Annotated in this window: 8 protein-coding genes and 1 pseudogene; 6 read left to right on the top strand and 3 right to left on the bottom strand. The window is 64.6% G+C overall.

Translation table 11 applies throughout. The features are described from left to right. Positions 1–90: 90 nt before the first annotated feature. Positions 91–311: pseudogene (locus tag ACMCNK_RS09395) on the top strand (ATP-binding domain-containing protein); the annotation flags it as partial. A 202-nt stretch (positions 312–513) separates the two neighbouring features. On the opposite strand, the gene ACMCNK_RS09390 reads toward ACMCNK_RS09395, so the two are convergent. The 3 genes from ACMCNK_RS09390 to ACMCNK_RS09380 all read right to left on the bottom strand — a co-directional run bounded on the left by ACMCNK_RS09390 (position 514) and on the right by ACMCNK_RS09380 (position 6,585). Further along, positions 514–4,722 carry a sacsin N-terminal ATP-binding-like domain-containing protein gene (locus ACMCNK_RS09390; protein WP_412736005.1) on the bottom strand — a complete coding sequence of 1,403 codons (4,209 nt, stop codon included), beginning with the start codon at positions 4,720–4,722 and terminating at the stop codon, positions 514–516. A gap of 456 nt (positions 4,723–5,178) precedes the next feature. Further along, positions 5,179–5,520, bottom strand: coding sequence for a hypothetical protein (locus tag ACMCNK_RS09385; RefSeq protein WP_412736004.1), 342 nt, complete (start codon positions 5,518–5,520; stop codon positions 5,179–5,181). Positions 5,521–5,625: 105 nt separating this feature from the next. Further along, complete coding sequence (locus tag ACMCNK_RS09380; protein WP_412736003.1) at positions 5,626–6,585, bottom strand: DUF5655 domain-containing protein; 960 nt, start codon at positions 6,583–6,585, stop codon at positions 5,626–5,628. 675 nt (positions 6,586–7,260) lie between these two features. Between ACMCNK_RS09380 and ACMCNK_RS09375 the strand changes: the two genes are divergently transcribed. From ACMCNK_RS09375 to ACMCNK_RS09355, 5 genes are all read left to right on the top strand, one after another. Beyond that, positions 7,261–8,103 (top strand): transposase family protein, encoded by an 843-nt coding sequence (locus ACMCNK_RS09375; RefSeq protein ID WP_412740793.1) that lies wholly within the window; start codon positions 7,261–7,263, stop codon positions 8,101–8,103. A 279-nt stretch (positions 8,104–8,382) separates the two neighbouring features. Beyond that, positions 8,383–9,471, top strand: coding sequence for a serine/threonine-protein kinase (locus ACMCNK_RS09370; protein ID WP_412736002.1), 1,089 nt, complete (start codon positions 8,383–8,385; stop codon positions 9,469–9,471). Further along, entirely contained in the window at positions 9,468–12,260 is a 2,793-nt protein-coding gene (locus tag ACMCNK_RS09365) for a helicase-related protein (RefSeq protein WP_412736001.1), read from the top strand. The genes ACMCNK_RS09370 and ACMCNK_RS09365 overlap by 4 nt, the downstream gene beginning before the upstream one ends. Next, positions 12,257–17,347, top strand: coding sequence for a class I SAM-dependent DNA methyltransferase (locus ACMCNK_RS09360; protein ID WP_412736000.1), 5,091 nt, complete (start codon positions 12,257–12,259; stop codon positions 17,345–17,347). The genes ACMCNK_RS09365 and ACMCNK_RS09360 overlap by 4 nt, the downstream gene beginning before the upstream one ends. Continuing rightward, positions 17,332–18,030, top strand: a complete 699-nt coding sequence (locus ACMCNK_RS09355; protein WP_412735999.1) for a DEAD/DEAH box helicase — start codon at positions 17,332–17,334, stop codon at positions 18,028–18,030. The genes ACMCNK_RS09360 and ACMCNK_RS09355 overlap by 16 nt, the downstream gene beginning before the upstream one ends. Positions 18,031–18,037 lie beyond the last annotated feature (7 nt).

Raw genomic sequence — 18,037 nt, 5'->3', positions numbered from 1 at the left:
GTAACTCGCTGGTCGCGATGCTTAGCCAGGTTGTGCAATCGGGTGAGGGGTGCCGTCCGACAAGAACACTGCGAAAGCTGCGCAAAGTGTTCGTACGCGATGAGGATCCACCGCTCGTAGGGCTCGGAGTGGCCGACGTTGGTCATCACGATCCCAACCAGCGCGTGCATGATGCTGCAACGCAACCTGCTCTTCACCGCTATCAGGGCGAAGTCTTGCTCGTCGGCTCCCGCCGGGATCTGGCCGCCGCCGGTCACGCCGCCGCCGAACATGCATGCGCCCCCGTTTACCCCCCGAAAACCCCGGCATAGTGTCGACTGTCAGTGACAAGCGTTGACCAGTCAACGACCAAATTCGACAAGGACACAGCGCCAATTCTTGGCAACCAACGACAAGCTCTGGACTGTGACGTTTCGGCAAGCGTAGGTTGTCGACTCTTGTCAACATTGGGCAGCCTTATGGATGCTGGCGAACTCGTTGGCAGTGCCTTCGCCGGCGCCAGCCGGCTGAAGGTCACTCGGACGCGGTGAAGCCGAGTGCGATTCGCGCCTGGGACAGCAAGAGCCGCCCTCGGCCGGCTTTGATCTCGCTGAGTGGGTCGGCGACCCTCGTGATCATCGGCGCGGATGAGTCGGTCCTGGTCACTCGATAGATGTAGTAGCGGTGGCGGTGCAGGGCAGCTTCTACTAGTTCCGCATGGGAGATGTAGAACGGCTCGCCAGGGTCGTCCGCTTTGGTGGCCTTCACTTCGATGTAGATCGCCTGGTCATCGTCATCGACGCTGCGGATGTCGAACGGGGCTGTCTCATGGTCCTTGGACATCCAGACGACCCGGTTCGGGTCCTTACCCGCCGCTTGCAGGCGCGCGCGCTCTTTGGTGAACACGATCTCTTCACCGCGTCGACCCACCCGGCGCTTGTCCGCTTCGCTCTGCAAGGTCGGGGCGCCGCCGCCACCGAAGCCGCTCGGGTGCGTCGGGGAAAACTTCCCGTCCAGGGGACCCAACCGGCCGTCGACGATGTGTACCTGCTCGTAATCAACCTCGGTAATCTGCTGTGCGGTCGGCTTCTGCGCGTCGGGTGATCCCGGGACGTTGGATGGTGCTGTGCTGCCCGATGATGCAGGGCTTCCCGATGGCATTGGACTGTCAGCTGGAGCCTCGTTCGTTCCCGGCGCGACTTCCGGTCGCGAACCGAAAGTATCCGAGTCGCCAATCGAGGTTTCAAAGCTGTCGGGCAGCATGTCGAGCTCCTCGTCATCGGCCAGTCCGAGCAGATCGCGGGCCTCGTTGACGTCCTCGGGCCGAATCTGACGATCGGCCATCATCCGCCGGCGATCGTCGTATGCCGTGGTGAAGACCATCGTGATGGCGTCGGACAAAGTGGGCACGCCGAGATGCTGGGCAAGCTGCCTGCCGAACGGGAACCAGTGTGGTTCACCGGTGTCTCGCTCCACTTCGAGGTACGCGGTGCCGATCAGGTGGTGGCGCGCGCTACGCCGTTCCGCGATGAAACAGGTAGCGTCCTCACGTTCGATGCTGTGGCCGTCGTGCTCATACCGCAACACGAGACTGTCGCAGATCACGAGTTCCAGCCTGGTGAGGGCGTTACGTGCGGTGTTCTCAGATAGGCTGTTCTCGGCCCGGACCAACGCGAGCAGGTACGGTTTCGCCTCCGCGATCTTCCTCGACACTGCCCGATGAACATCGTCGCCAAAGTGTTCGCCGTACGGCACAGGTGTCGTGGTAACTGCGTCGTCCAGCCTGGTCAGCGACAGGTATCGCACCAGCCGGCCGAGTCGCTGGTCGGCATTGAGCACTGGACACCGTTGCTCCCAAGTCTCGCGCAACAGCGGATCGTCGGTGTACGGCGGTTGTGCGACGAACAGGGTCTGCCCGCCGTGCCGCGCGAGTACCCGGACGGAGCCAGGATCGGGGTGTGGTGGCTCATCGGCCAGAACGTCATGGAGGGCGCGGACCGCCCACCTGGCTGCCAGCTCGATTTCCCTGTTGGTCTCCCCGAGGCGGTCCGACTCATCGGCGATGTCGGCGAGCAGCGTGAGCAGGTCGGCGACTGCTGGCCGGCTGGCGTCGGTCACACCCAGGGCATTAGCCAGTGCCATGCCGCCCTTCATCGAGAGCATCGGCGCGCTGATCCGGGGAACGCGCTCCAAGATCCGCTTGTGCGTTTGGCGGGCGCTGATCCAGGCGTCGCCAGGCCGGGCTAGTTCGGCCGTGGTGCCCCGGTATACGGGCAACCAGCGCTGAGATTGCAGGGTATGGGCGAACAATGACATGCAGTGGCGGTCGCGTTCCCCGCTGTGCTGACGCTGGCTGCAATGAAACACTGCCACCATGGCGGGTTCGTAGACATCACCCCAGTGCAGGGCCAGTTGACGCCAGAGCGCCTCGAGCCGCTGCCGGTCAAGGCTGGCAATGAGATCCTCGTGGCGGTCCAGCCGATAGGAAACCCCTAGCTGCTGCTGGGAGTGTGCGTGGCCGTGCGGGCAGTTTCTGGTGGCCTGGACGGTTGGCTGCGTGCGCCAGGCGTTGAACATGGTCGACCGTTTTAGTGGGTCTGAACCCGCCAGCGGGTAGCCGCCGGAGTCGCTGGTCTTCGCCTCGTGAAGTCGCGGGTGGTCGCGTACGCCGAGCATCTCGTAGAAGGCCCGGTCGATGCGCCGCTGCTCGGAATCAGTCGGAGGGTCTGATGCCAGGAACTCGGTATTTCCGAATGGCCCATAGATGACCTCAAGGTCGCCTGATCCGGTCCAGTCCTCGCCGAAGTAGAGGGATGCGCCGGCGCGCAGCTCCCGTCGCTCACCCGCCGCGGTGCGAGCCGACAACAGGACGCTACCGAGTGCCGGCGCCAAGGCTTCACTTTCTGATAAGCGGACCTGGTGATAGGCACGCATCCCCGCCAAGGCTCGGGCACGCAGTTCCGGCGCTTCATCGGGATTCGTCAGAATTCCGAGCAGGAAGTCGCGGATGAGATCCCGCCATTCGAAGGGCCGGACACCCACCTCGTTCAGGAGCGCCTCCGCGCCGTCGACCTCCGGCACTACTGCGATGGGCACCGGAAGGTCGAGGGGAATCGGCGCGTGACCACGGGCTCTCGGGAAGAACACTGGCTGCTTCGCGGCAACCATCAGTGCACCGTCCACCGTCAGCACACACGGCACTTCGCGGAGCGCGGGCACCAGCTTCCGACCGGCCCGTTCCCGCCACTCGGCGAGAAAACCGTAGTAAGCCGCCACGGTCTCGAGGTGCGGTGGTCGCAGGATTGCGACAAACCCTTCGACACTCATCGGTTTGACGCCCACGTGTCCGGTAAGAAAGGACCGTACTGTGCCCAGTTGCTCGATGTCCGGAAGTAGCGTTCGCTCGCCGTCGATGTCGGCCAGGTCATGCGCGGTACTGCAGTTCGGCAGGGTGTCTGGAAGCAAACTGACATCGACGGGCTGGGCCAGCGAACCGTCGGCGACTGGCAAGAACGGCGCTCTGGATAGGGCATCCTGCCAGCGGCCGCGTAGGGTCTGTCCAGCGCCCGGGCTGGCTGGGACGACAGCCGGTACAAGCGCCGTGACCGCTGCCGTCGAAGCGTTCCAGCGCCGCACCACGTCGGTTGCGACCCGCTCTACCGACGCGGCCAGGTGATCGAGAAGCATCTCGTTGTACGGCTGAGCTTCCGGCGCGGTACTCAGCTGACGCCGGTCCATACCCAGAATCCACTCGGCGTGGATCATGAGGTGCAGGCCCGGGTCTTCCTCGGTGGGGAAGTAGACGTGCAGAGGGAACGTCTCGTCGGCGCGTGGCTGGCCCGCTCCGTCCAGCGGCACGGCCACCGCCCAACGCACTGTTGTGACGTCTGCCCACGCCTCGCCAAGAGGTTCCAGAACATCGGGTGCCGGTCGCGCCTCTTGACGATAGATGAGCCATTCCTCGGCGCTGGTCCCGGTGTGGAGCGACACCCGCTCCACGCCGTCGACGCTCGGTCGTGTCACTCGCGCCGAAAAATCTGCGGCGGTGCCTTGTAGGTCGAGGTGGTCGATCCCGGGCAGGAAGAGCAGCAGACGCGGCCGAAGGTAAGTGACCAGATGTTCGGCAACCGTCTGCCGGTTTACCCCGGCCCGCAGGGGCAACCGGATAACCGTATTAAACCCCTCATCCCGTAGGCGGCGTACTTCGTGGGCGTCGTGCTCCAGATCAGCCACCGTGACCGGGAATGGAAACGCGTAGATCGGCAGCCGCTGGCCGGTAGGCAGGTCTCCCATGATGGCGGCTACTTCTCGGCGCAGCCGGTCGCCGTCGAACTCGAACGACGTTTCGACCGAGAATATCTGTGGTCGGTCGGTGATCTCGCCAACCGACTTGAAACCAAGCCCCTTGTGCCCCACGGCCGTACCCGGCCCTTTCGAAGACCGCCCGAGGGAACAGATAGCAGCGACGTGTTTGTCCTCGAAGCCTGACCCGTCATCGGCGACTATCAGGGCCGTCTCAGTGAGCAGGAAGGACGCCCGGCCCCGGACACCACGGTCGACCGCTGCGTCGTTGGCATTTTGAAGGAGCTCGAACGGATAACGACCGGAATACTGCTGGCGGATCAGCTCCTGGGCGCCGCCCCGCTCATCGAGAATCTTCAGCCCGGTTTCACGAAGATCCTCGCCTTGGTGCAGCCGGATCGACGCGAACTCCTGCTCGCGCAACCTTGTCGCCTGGTCCATCCCCGTACCTCTCCTCCGGGAGTTCCGTAGGAAGGATGCCGCATACCTACGACAATCTGGGTGGTAGCAGTGGGAGCTGCTACTCACGGCGTCCGCATCCCACAGCACTGACAGTCAGCGACCACGGGCGACCCGTGCCGGCAGCACGGGACGCCGCCGCAGACACCGTAATCTCGGCCAACTCGAAGATCCGGCCGAGGGCGTCGGGTTGACGGCACTACGATCCGGCCGGAACCGGCGCCGCCTGAACGGCGTGCGCACGCTACCGCGGGCCCCCTAAACCTCTTGTCGGCGAACGTCAACGCATCTGCGCTGGTCAGCGCGTCGATGATGCCGTAGGTCAGGTCGTGGGTCGAGCCGGGCAGAGCGGCCGAGGCCCGCACGACACCCCGAGTGCGTTGGCGAGGACCTGCACGTTTACACGTGACGTCGGTGCTTGCTGGAGGAGTAGGGCTTCTAGTCGGCGACCCGGTCGATCTGGACCAGCGTGCCGTCAAGGATCGCGTACGCCGGGTGCCGCATGCGCCCCATCGCGCTGTCAACGGCCGCGCCGACCAGGGAGATGGATCCCTGGTGATAGCGCCGTACGATAGCGGTCCCGAGTTCGAAGCCAGCGGCCGGGCGCGGCATAGGCGTCGCCGTTACGAAGGTGGCCAGGGCGAGCAGGGCTGGCGGCCAGGGTTCAGCCGCCGCCATCGGATGTTGCGTTCCTCCTTGGCGGCCCTGCCGGTAAGCGCGGAGCGCCAGCGGGAAGCGCACCTGAAGATCGCGCTCGACTTTGCAAGCTAACTCGCCCATGGACTGGATCTCCCCGTCCGGCGAATCGGCGTAACGCCGAGCCGCGTGACCGGTTCCGTCAACCAGTCTCCCTAGCGGCACGGCCTTCCGTCTGGGGCGCTTGCCTCAGCTTGCTTGGTAGCTGCGAAGGAGCAGGTCACCGGCCCGGTCGAGGTCTGAGTGGTTCTTGATCCGGACCTCCAGATCGCCGGTGCCAAAGTGTCCGATGGTGCGCACGTCGCGAGTGAAGCCGTCTTCCAGGTCGACCGACTCGGGATCGACCTTGGTGTAGACCAGCAGTGTGTGGTCGCGGGGATGGACCTCTACGCAGGCGAAGTTCTTCAGCCGTTTGTAGGCGAAGTACAGCTTCCGGGTGGTGCGTTGCACGTCATCACCGAATGCGGTCAAAGCGGCGTCCAAGTCGGCGAAGAGGTTCTTCAGCGACTCAGGCGCCTGCTCAAGGTACTGGCTGACGGTCTTCTGATGGTTGGCGCCGGCGCGGACCCTGGTGGTCATGCCGGCCGGATCCGCGCCGAGGCCGGGCTCGCAGGCCGGGGTGCCAGTTACCGCGGTCAACAGCTCCAGGGCCAGCAGTTGGCCATCGTAGTCGCGGTAGCGAACCAATTCGACCGTGCGGTTGATCTGTTGTACAGCGTGTTCATCGTAGCGGGTGAAGTCTCGGGCGACGCATACCAGCCGGGGGTTGCTCCAGTCGATCTCATCGGCGGCTGCGCCAAGCTGCTTCATCGCCAGCAGGGTGAACTCAGCTCGATGGTCCAGCAGCCAGTCAAGGTAAAACAGGCCCTGGTTGATGACGTTCTCGTCGCGCGACCGTTTGTACTCGAAGATTACGGGCGAGCCGTTCTCATCGATTCCAAGTGAGTCGATCCGTCCGCCGTGGCGGGCGCCGGTGGAATACTCCGAGGCCAGCAACCGCACTCCGAACAAGGGGTCCATGTTGCGCTCGATGAGCGTCTGGAGGTGTTTCTCGAGGGACATCGCGCTGCTGACCAGCTCAGTGGCCAGACCGCCGTCGATCCGAAACAGCTTCAGGTCGCTCAAAATACTTCCGATCGTCGAATCCAAGGACGCGCGCCCCTATAAGCCGCTACCCTGCGAATCCTCGTCACGTTCAACTGGTCAGGGCCGTCGACGGTTACGCCGGCCAGGAGCTCGCTCCCTTCGGGCTACCTAGTAGGACGGGCAACAGCGAATCGCGTAGTTTCTCGGTGACTGCGACGATCTCCCGATGCACCGCAGCCTTGTCATCCAGTGCACCCAGGATGGTGCCGATCAGCGCTGCCAACGAGGTTGTCGGTCAGGCACCCCGGCGGCGGCGCGGCCGGTGGTGTAGAAGGTCGGCGGATAGGGCGCCTGGTGGGGCCGTGAACGCAATCGGCAACGGGTGAATGTGCCCCCGTTTACCCCCCGAAAACCCCTGCCAAAGGGCGACTATCAGTGACTGACGTTGATAATTCAACGACAGCGTCTGTGCAGTTCAGTAATGGCTTTTACGATCAATCACAAGTTCAGGATCATGACGTTCGGTAAGCGTAGGTCGTCGGTTCGATTGCGGCAGGCGCGTCGGCTGCGGTACACCGAAATGCTGCTTATGGTGCAGTGAGGTGATCTCAGCAGGGAATAGGAGCTGAACCTGATCGACACGGGCATACCCGATCAGGTCGGACAGTGCTGGATGCAGGCGTGGAGCCATCGATAGACAGGTTCTTGCGACGGAATCGGTCTTCGAGAGGGCTCCACGTGATCGCCTATCCTGCCATGCTCGACGTCCCCAGGGAACTGGTGCGCCACCTCGCCCGGCTGCTTGCCGCCGAGCGCCGCATTCTCGGCACTCGGCGGGGTTCTCGAGCGTTGACCTGCTTCTACCAGGCGCTCATGGTCTTGATCTGGTTCCGCAAGGCCGAGGACACGACGGTGCTCGGTGCCGGGTTCGGGATCTCCCGGGCCACCGCGTACCGGTACGTAGCCGAGGGCATCGCGGTCCTCGCCGCACAGCGGCCCGACCTGCACGAGGCGTTGCGCCGAGTGGCTGACGAAGGCTGGGCGTACGTGATCCTCGACGGCAAGCTGTACGACTGCGACCGGGTGACAGAGAACGCGACGAGCGTGAAGGGCAAAACGATCGACGCGTGGTATTCCGGCAAGCACCGCGACTTCGGCGCGAACATCCAAGCGATCATTCGTCCCGACGGACTGCCGATCTGGACGTCGCACGCCTCGCCGGGCCACCTGCACGATCTGACCTGCGCCCAGCAGCACGGTGTCACCGCCTCCTTGAACTGGGCGGCCGCCGAACTCGACCTACCTGCCTTGGCCGACGCCGGCTACGACGGTGCAGGTCACGGCATCAAAACCCCGGTCAAGCAGCCCACCGACGGCAAACTCCTGGCCGTCGCCAACCGGACGGTCAACCGGGTGCTGCGCGGTCTGCGCTGGCAAGGCGAACGTGGCTTCGCCATCCTCAACGGACGCTGGAAAACGCTTCGGCACACCACCGCCGGTCCACGCCGGATCGGTGACATCGTCGCCGCAGCGCTACACCTGACGCACTTCGAATACCGATACCTGATCGAAAGTCGTTGAGATCACTTCAGTTTATTGCTGGCCGCAACCGCGCTCCCGGTCGTTAGCCACTCTCGGCTTCGGATCTTCCCGATTCTAGGTAAGCGCCGGCTGCCTGTTGGTCGCTGCGCGTGATCGCAACCGGAGTGCGGCGCCGAGGTCGAAGCTGGAAAACTTTGATCTGCGCTGCGTAGTCTGTCCTCCTCTGAGTGATGTCGTGCGCGAGTGACCGAAAGTCCGGCGGACCCGGCGCTACTGGGTCGGCATGATGCGGTCTGGGACTGACTACGGTAGGAGACCATGCAATCGCTGAAGGCTACGGATCCGAGCCAGCTCGGACCATACCGGCTGGCTGGGCGGCTCGGAGCTGGCGGTATGGGCGTGGTCTACCTCGGCGTCTCTCTGACAGCCGACAGATTTGCGATCAAGGTGATCACCCCTGGGCTGGTCGGCGATGACGAGTTCCGGGAGCGGTTCGCCGCCGAGGTCGAGATCCTCAAGACCGTCACCGGTAGCCGCGTCGCCCGTCTGGAGCGTGCGAACCTGGACGACGATCCGCCCTGGCTAGCCGTCATGTTCGTGCCTGGCCTCAGCGTGCATCGGCAAATCGAGGAGGCCGGTCCGCTGGAGACGCGCTCCGGCGCAATGCTGGGCGCGCTGATCGTTGACGGCCTGCGCAGCGTGCACGAGGCCGGCCTGGTGCACCGTGACCTCAAGCCGGCGAACATCATGCTTGGCCCGGCCGGGCCAATCGTGATCGACTTTGGGTTGGCTCGCCTGCACGAGCGCGACTCACATGTGACGGCTACCGGCCAGCCGGTCGGGACGCTGGCGTACATGTCGCCTGAGCAGGCCCGCGGCGACCGTGACCTTACCGCGGCCACCGATGTTTACGCGCTCGGTGCGACGTTGGTCTACGCGCTTACCGGGCACACCGTGTACGGGCAGGCCAGCCCTGTAGCGCTGCTCAGGCGCATCGACGACCCGACTGATCTACCGGACACCACCGGCGTACCCGCCGAGCTCAAGTCCCTGGTAGACGGCATGCTCGGGTACGAGCCAAGTACGCGGCCCAGCCTTGACGAGGTGTATCGCCGGCTCGTCGAGGTCGCTACAGCTGACGGTGTCTCGGTCGAGGTCGTGCGCACCATCCTTGCCGAGCAGACGTACGTCGAGGAATCGCTCGAACTGCCGGACTGGACCGCCGACCCACTGGTCGACGACGGTGACGCCTTCACCGACGAGGAAGATCCGACCCGCCTAGTGTCCGCGCCACCGATTCGGGAGGTGCTGGAGGTGAAAACATCTGAGCAGCCGGCTCCGGTGGCGGACGTTGGCTGGCTGGTTGATGAGATGCGTACGACCTATGCCCGAAAGGCCACGCTGTGACGACAACGACGGGCGAACCGGCCGCCGCGTACCCACCCGGTGCACGGATCGAGGTACGCGACGAGGAGTGGTTGGTTCGCAGCGCTTCCCCGACGGCGCAGGACGGGTACCGGATCGAGGCGATCGGCGTCTCGGAGCTGGTGCTCGACGATAAGGCGACGTTCTTCGACGCGATCGATACGGTGATGTTGCTGCGCCCCGAGGAGACGCAACTCGTCGCGGATGAGACGCCTAACTTCCGGCGCAGCCGGCTGTACCTGGAGGCGGTGCTGCGCCGCACCCCGCTGCCACGCGCTGAAACCGGCCTGGCGCTAGCGAAGGGCTTCCTGCGTGACCCGCTCACCTACCAGACCCGTCCGGTCGAGCTGGCGCTGCGAGCGCTGCGGCCCCGAGTGCTCATTGCGGACGTGGTCGGTCTGGGTAAGACGCTGGAGATCGGGCTCTTGCTGGCGGAGCTGATCCGCCGCGGTCGGGGTGAGCGCCTGCTGGTGGTGACTCCCCAGCACGTGCTGGAACAGTTTCAGCACGAGCTGTGGACCCGGTTCTCCATTCCATTGGTACGGCTGGACTCGGTCGGTATCCAGCGGATCCAGCAGGAGATTCCGGCGGGACGCAACCCGTTCACGTATTTCAAGCGGGTCATCGTCTCGGTCGACACGCTCAAGGACACCGGCGCATACGGCCATCACCTTGACGCCATCGACTGGGATGCCGTGGTCATCGACGAGTCGCACAACCTGATTGGTGCGAGCCTTCGCAACAAGCTGGCCCGCCGGTTGGCGCCGCGGACCGACGCGCTGATTCTGGCCAGCGCGACTCCGCACAACGGTGACAAGAAGTCGTTCGCCGAGTTGATCAGCCTGCTCGACCCGGCCGCGATCGCCGACGCGCGTGACTACTCGGCCGCCGACATCGAGCACCTCTACATCCGGCGTACGAAGATCAGCCCCGAGGTGCGTGACCAAATCGGCAAGAACTGGTCCGAAAGAGGCCCGTCCGTGCCGGTGCACTGCCAGGCCACGGATGCTGAGGAGCGGGTTTTCGCCGAGCTGACCACCGTCTGGTTATCCCACGCCAGCGGTGGATCCCGGCGGGACCGGCTGTTCCCTTACACCCTGATGAAAGCGTTCCTGTCCTCACACCACGCGTTACTGGAGTCGGTCGACGCGCGGCTGCGCAACGCTGATGGAACGGAGCGGTCCGACCTTCTGCGGCTGCGCGGTCTCGCGGAGGCCATCCCAGACGACGAGTCAGCGAAGCTCGGCGCGATGGTCGACTACTTGAAGGACATCGGCGTCAAGCCCAGGGGCGATACCCGAGTCGTGGTGTTTTCCGAACGGGTTCGCACGCTGCGGTGGCTCGCCGACACCGTGCCAGCCCGGCTCGGATTCCCGGCCGGCAGCGATGCGATACGAGTGATGCATGGCGGCCTGACCGACACTGAACAGCAGCGCATCGTGGAGGAGTTCACGCTCGCCGGCAGCCCAGTACGACTGCTGTTCACCGGCGACGTCGCGTCCGAGGGCGTGAACCTGCACCGCGAGTGCCACTACATGGTGCACTACGACATCCCGTGGAGCCTGATCCGCATCGAGCAACGCAACGGACGCATCGACCGGTACGGGCAGGAGCAGTCCCCACAGTTCAGGGCGCTGATTCTCACCTCGAAAGTGCCGGACGCGCTCGACGACCGGACGGTGGCGGAGAAGTTGCTGCTGAAGGAGGAAGCTGCCCACCGCAGCCTGGGTACAGCCGAGGCGGTCACCGGCCTGTACGACGCGAAGAAGGAAGAGGACCGGCTCACGCTCGACCTGCTGCGTGGGCGAACCGTCGAGGAGTCCATCGAGCCGGCCGAGGAGCGGGACGTGCTGGCGGACCTGCTGGCCGGCTTCGGCGAGGCGCCGACCACGGCCGAGGTACCCACCGTAGAGGTGCCCACGCTGTTCACCTCTACGGCGCGGTTCGTGGATGAGGCGCTGCGGGAGCTTTACGGCCCGTATGGTGATGTACTCGATCTCGCCCACGAGGACGAGCTACTGTCCTTCGACGCGCCAAAGGACCTGGAGCGACGTCTGCTTGACCTGCCGCGCACCTACCTGGCCGCGCATCGCAATGGGGAGCGTCTGCGGCTGAAGCTGACCTTCGACCGCGAGCTGGCCCAACGGAAGCTGGATGAGGCCCGCAAGAGCAAGCAGACCATCTGGCCGGAGATCGGGTACCTCTCCGACATCCACCCAGTCGTGGACTGGCTAATAGACAAGGTGCTGATCCGGCTCGGCCGCCAGCAGGCGCCAGTGCTGCATGCCACCGTGGAAGACCCGGTGTTCCTGGTGCAGGGCGTTTACTGCAACCGCCTCGGGCAGCCGACGGTGGTCGAGTGGATGGCCATCTCCGGCCTGCCGGAAGCCCCGGTGGTCCGCCCGATGCCGCAGGTGCTTGCCGCGGCTGGGGTGCGACCCAGCATGCCGAACCCCAACCGGCTCGCTGACTTCGCTGACCTGCAAGGGTTGGTGCCAGACGCGATCCAGGTGGCGCGGAAACATCTGGCCGGCCGGTTGGCCGACTGGGAGCAGCGGACCGAAGAGCCGCTAACTGCCCACCGGCGCCGGTTGGAGCGGTGGGAACAGGCGAGTCTGGTGGACGTCGACACGCCGGCACCGTTACGCGCGCACCGCGACCGCAAGGTACGCGACACGGCCGCCGCGCAACGGAACCTGATCAACCTGCTCGAGACCAGCGGAGAGCCGCTGCTGCGCCTGCTCGCAGTGCTGGTGGGAGGAGCCAAGTGAGCCTGGATGCGCTGACCAACCGCGGCGAATACCTCTCCGCCCACTACCTCGCCGATGTGCTGCCCGGCTCTCTCAGGACCGGTGTGCTCAAGCAGTGGGCCGATGAGGAGCGTCACGACAAGGAAACTCCGCGCACCCGAATGCGGGCACTACGGCGCGCCTACAACAAGCTCAAGAGCGAACTGGCCGAGCAGGAGCCTCGTAGCGCCGTCCATATGGAGACTTTGCGGGCGCTGCACCGGGAGATACTCACCGCGCTGGGCTTCGCCGAGGCGACCACGCCCGAGCAGCTCACCGTCGAACGCGCCGGCCAAGAGCACATCATCCCGGTGGTACACGCCGAGCCCGGTATCGTTGTGATCGAGTCGGGCTGGGCCGCCGACGCCGACGCGGCAACCGACCCCGATGACGCGGGCCGGCTGCTCGATCCCGTCACGATCGACCCCACGAAGCCCATGGACACCGCGGCGGCGCTCGCCTCGTACCTGCTGCTCAGTGAGGACCAACCGCCCCGGTACGTGCTGATCCTCAGCGGCGCCGTGGTGATTCTCGCCGATCGACTCACCTGGTTCGAGGGTCGCTACCTCGCAGTGAGCCTGGACGTCGCGTACGGCCGCAACGACACCTCGACCGGCGGCGAGCTCGACGTGATTACCACGCTGTTCTGCGCCGAGTCGCTGCGGCCCCCGCCGGAGGGCGGCGCCGAACTGCTGTCCACCCTCCGCGACGGCTCCCGCCAGCACGCCGTCGGAGTCTCCAGCGAGCTGCGCGAGGGTCTGCGCCTGTCCGTCGAGCTCATCGCGAACGAAGTACTGCACCGCATCCGCGCCGCCGGGGTGGAACCCGAGCAGATCATGGACCCGACCGACCTGGGCAAGGAACTCGCCCGCGAGTCGCTGCGCTACCTCTACCGCATCCTGTTCCTGCTCTACACCGAAGCCCGCCCCGAGCTGGGCGTGCTGCCGGTGACCGATGACGACTACATCCAGGGCTACAGCCTGGCCCGCCTCGGCGAGGTCGCCTCGCGCAAGCTGATCGGCGAGTCGGCCGAGCACGGCTTCCACCTGTACGAGTCGCTCGACCTGCTGTTTCACATGGTCAACGAAGGGCACAACTGGCTTGGAATGTCCGCTGTGGATGAAATCACGTCCGAGGGCGCTGGGCTGCGGTTCGAGCCGCTGAAGTCCGACCTGTTCCTGCCGGAGAAGACCCACCTGATCGGCCGCAAGGCGATCGTGCATCCCGACTTCGACGAGGACGACCCGGACGCCCAACGCATCGACACCCGGCTGCGCAACGCCTGCCTGCACCAGGTGCTGCGATGGCTGATGATCGCTCGGGGCAAGAAGAAAGGCCGGGGCGGATACATCTCATACGCCCAGCTCGGCATCAACCAGCTCGGCGCGGTATACGAGGGCCTGATGTCGTACACCGGTTTCATCGCCACCGAGGAGCTATACGAGGTCGCCAAGAAGGGCGATCCCAAGGACGGCTCGTGGATGATCCCGGCATCCAAAGTGGGTGAATATCCCGATGAAGTGTTCGTAGAGCGCACCGACGAGGAGACCGGCGTGCGCAGCCGGGTCTGCTATGACAAGGGCTCTTTCGTGTATCGGTTGGCCGGTCGGGACCGGCAGACCAGCGCCTCGTACTACACCCCGCAGTCGCTGACCGAGGTAACCGTCCAGCTCGCGCTGAAGTACCGGCTGGAAGAGGAAGGGCGCGAGGTCGCGGCCCGCGAATTGCTGGACTGGACGATCTGCGAGCCGGCGTTGGGCTCCGGTGCGTTCCTCAACGAGGCTATCAACCAGGTCGCCGCCGAATATCTGCGTCGCGCCCAGAAGGAGCGCGGTGAGACCCTCGACCCGGAGCGGTACGCCATCGAGTTGCAAAAGGTCAAGGCGTACATCGCCCTGCACAACTGCTACGGTGTCGACCTCAACCGCACGGCCGTCGAACTGGCCGAGGTGTCGCTGTGGCTCAACACCATGCACTCCGGCCTCCAGGCACCCTGGTTCGGCTTGCACCTACGGCGGGGCAATTCGCTGATCGGTGCGGGACGCAAGACGTACACGCTGGCCCAACTCGCCGACAAGTCGTGGCTGAAGACCGCACCCGCCGAACACAAGCTGCGCGACGGTGACCTGCCCGAGGGCGTGATACACCATTTCCTTCTGCCGGCTGAGGGTTGGGGCGCTGTGGCCGGCAACGCCGAGGCGAAGGCGCTGGCTCAAGACGAGGCCAAGCGGCTGGGTACCTGGCGACGCGCCATGCATAAGACACCCGTCGCCAGGGGTAGACGCAGCCAGGTGCAGCGGTTGCTCGCGCTGTCCGGCCGTGTGGAGTACTTGTGGAAACTGGTGCTGCGCCGGCTGGAGATCTCCGAGCGCGAAATCCGCCGCAACATTGCAGTGTGGGGCGCGGCCGACCTGCCGCCCGTGCCTGCCGATCCAGCTCATCGCGAGAAGATCCTCAAAGATCTTGAATCGACGGGTACGCCGTACTGGCGGCTCAAGACCGTCATGGACACGTGGTGCGCGCTTTGGCATTGGCCGCTGGACAAGGCGACGCTGCTGGACGGCGAAGCCCCCGAGTACGGGGCAGACACCGTGACGATGACCAGGGTCATCGAGGAGCCGGTGTACGAACTCGCATATGCCGAGCAGGGAATGCTGGATTTGGGCATCGACGAGCAGCTCACCCTGCCGACACCCGCCAAGCAGGTAGGTTCCCGCGCCCGCAAGCAAACCGTGGCACTTCGAAAGCTCGTTCCACTCGCTAACCTTGACGACTGGATCGCGTTCGCTGAGGCCATGCTTGGTCGCCACGACGTTCCACGGGACTCGCTGGTCATCGGCTTCGAGACCCTTGCCGAGATCGAGGAGTATGAGGATAGCCTCGCTGGCCTCATGGGCATGGACGACGAAGGCCGCCTCGCCGACCGCTTCCCCTGGCTGACAGTCGCCATGGACATCGCGGAGGACGAGGGGTTTTTCCACTGGGCACTCAGCTTCGCCCACCCTTTCGCCAACGGTGGTTTCGATATTCAGGTCGGCAACCCGCCGTGGGTACGGCCGCGCTGGGATGAGAGCACTGTATACGCGGAACATGAGCCATGGTTCGCACTCGAAGACCGACCGGTTGGCGTTGAGAAGGACAGGCGACGTCGAGAGTTGCTCGATCGGGCCAGGACTTGGGACTACGTGCTAGGAGAGTTGACTGTCATCAGTGCCCAGTCCGCATTCCTAGGCTCCCGGCAGGCGTACCCACTGCTGGTCGGCACACACCCCGATCTATACCGCGCTTTCATGTGCCAGGCATGGATGCACAGTTCCCCATCTGGAACGGTGGGACTCTTGCACCCCAGTACGCACTTTACTGGCGAGAAGGAAGGGCCGCTGCGCGAGGCCGCTTGCCGCCGGCTGCGCATTCATGGCGATTTCGTCAATTCCGGTCAGCGATTCTTTCCGCCACCAGTAGGTCATGCCGCCCACTTCGGCGTACATGTGTACGGGCGTGAGAGGGATATCGGGTTTGACCACCTATCATGGTTGGTTTCGGCGGATGCACTGCGATATTCGGCCGACCACGACGGATCCGGAGAGATCCCTGGAATCCGATATCGAAACGGCGAGTTCGATGGGAGACCGCACCGAACCAGAGTCATCACCGTGAACAATGATGTGCTGACGGTTTGGCGGCGCCTGCTAAACGATGAAGATCGCCCGATAGCCCGGGCGCGGTTGCTGTTCCCGGTGAGCACTGCCGAGCAGATCGCGATCGAGGCCCTGGCCGCCTATCCGCAGCGCCTGGCGACGTTCAATCCTCAGGCTTCACTCGGCCTGAACGAGAGCGGCGCGAAGAAGGCCAAACTAATCGACTACAATCGTAGAGATCGAGTCACGGGCAGGGATTACCAGCCGGCCGGTTGGGACGAGGTCATCCTGAAGGGAATCCAGCTGGGCACAGCTACACCGATATTCAAGCGTCATGACGCGAACACGAACGACCCTTACGGAGTCGATCTTGTTGAGTTGCCCGCCGATTTCGTGCCCGACACCGGATACGTCCAAGTCCCGGGACGCATTGAACCGTACTGTGCTGCATACGACCAATGGATCGACCACGCTGCGGTTGGTCGCCTCCGGGCCGACAAGGAGGTTGTCAAGTGGGCGCGCGCCCGCGTTGCTGAAGTCGACCGCCTGCCGGAGCCTGAGGTGGACGCGGCGAAGGTCGATTCATTACTGGCCGAGCGGTGCCGTAGGCCGTATGTCGACTTCTACCGGTTGGCATGGCGGGAGATGGTTGCACCCGATACCGAACGAAGCCTATACGCCGCAATCATCCCTCCCGGTCCTACGCACGTCGATGCTGTCAATAGCCTAACGATGGCCGATGCGCGGTTTACTACCTTAGTGGCCGGCTTCTGGGCCTCCCTCCCACTTGACTACTTCGTCCGGCTAACGGGTCGCAACCACTTCCGCAGCGCTGCTGCCAACGCGATGCCTGCCCCGGATCCTCAACACCCATTGGCGTCTGCCTTGCTGCTCCGGACGCTGCGGCTGAACTGTTTGACCTCGGCGTACTCCGACTTATGGACAGAACTCTTCGACCCGACCTGGTCAGATAGTGAGTCCTGGGCCTGTGAATGGCCGGGCCTCCAGCCGCTGGACGATGTTTCCGCTCAGTGGGGGCCGGACACCCCGCTACGAACCGAGCGCGCCAGGCGCGCTGCCCTAGTTGAAATCGATGCCCTGGTTGCAGCCTGGCTCGGCATGAACGCCGACGCGCTCATCGCCGCCTATCGGGGACGCTTTCCAGTCCTCCAGAAGTACGAGGCTGTTACATGGTTTGATGCGGACGGCAGGAAATTGGCCGGCAATGCGCGGACCATCGGTCAGCGGCAATCGAAGGAGAGCTGGAAGCAATTCAAAGCATTCCTGGATAATCCGAAATGTAGCCCAGCACCGGAAGGTTACACGATGCCGTTCTTCAAGGCTGACCGAGAGGCAGAGATGCGCCAGGCGTATGCTGTCTTCAGTCAACGGCTCGAGGACGCTATCAATGCCGGGTGGACACCGTCATGAGGCCGACGCTGGCGGCCGAGGCGTTGCGGGCGAACCTGACCCAATACCTCACCACCACCTTCGGCCTGACCGAGGATCCGGTACGTGCTGGATTGGCGTCCTTCCTGATCCACCCGGAACAGGGCATTTTTCGAGGCCCGTACCTGCGGATCCGTACCCCCTTCCGGCCGGCTGCCGACGACTGGCGCGACCACCTGGAGTGGGCGCCGCGCGACTGGACGCCCTGGGGGCACCAGGCGAAGGCGTTCGCCCGCCTGTCCACGCTGAACGGTCCTGCGCGACCGACGCTCGTAACGACCGGCACCGGGTCGGGCAAGACCGAGGCGTTTTTGATTCCCGTCCTGGACCACTGCCGGCGTGCCCGCCGCGCTGGCCGAGCCGGTGTTAAGGCGATCCTGTTGTACCCGATGAACGCGCTGGCCACCGACCAGACCGGCCGGATCGACGCGCTGTTGCAGGATCCGGACCTGGCAGACGTGACGGCCGGGCTCTACATCGGCGATGTGGCGGCGATCGAGTACGAGCGGGTGCTCACCAAGCGGTCAGAGATGCGTCGTACGCCCCCGGACATCCTCATCACCAACTACAAGATGCTCGACCTGCTGTTGCAACGCGCCGACGACCTGCCGCTGTGGGCCGACGCCGACCTAGGGTGCGTCTCTCGGATCAGGATCGTTCGTTGACCGTACG

The organism is Krasilnikovia sp. MM14-A1259 (assembly GCF_047159535.1).
In the GTDB taxonomy this organism is placed as follows: Bacteria; Actinomycetota; Actinomycetes; order Mycobacteriales; family Micromonosporaceae; genus Actinoplanes.
Note: the sequence above shows the minus strand (reverse complement) of the source record. Positions and strands in the feature narration are given on the sequence as shown.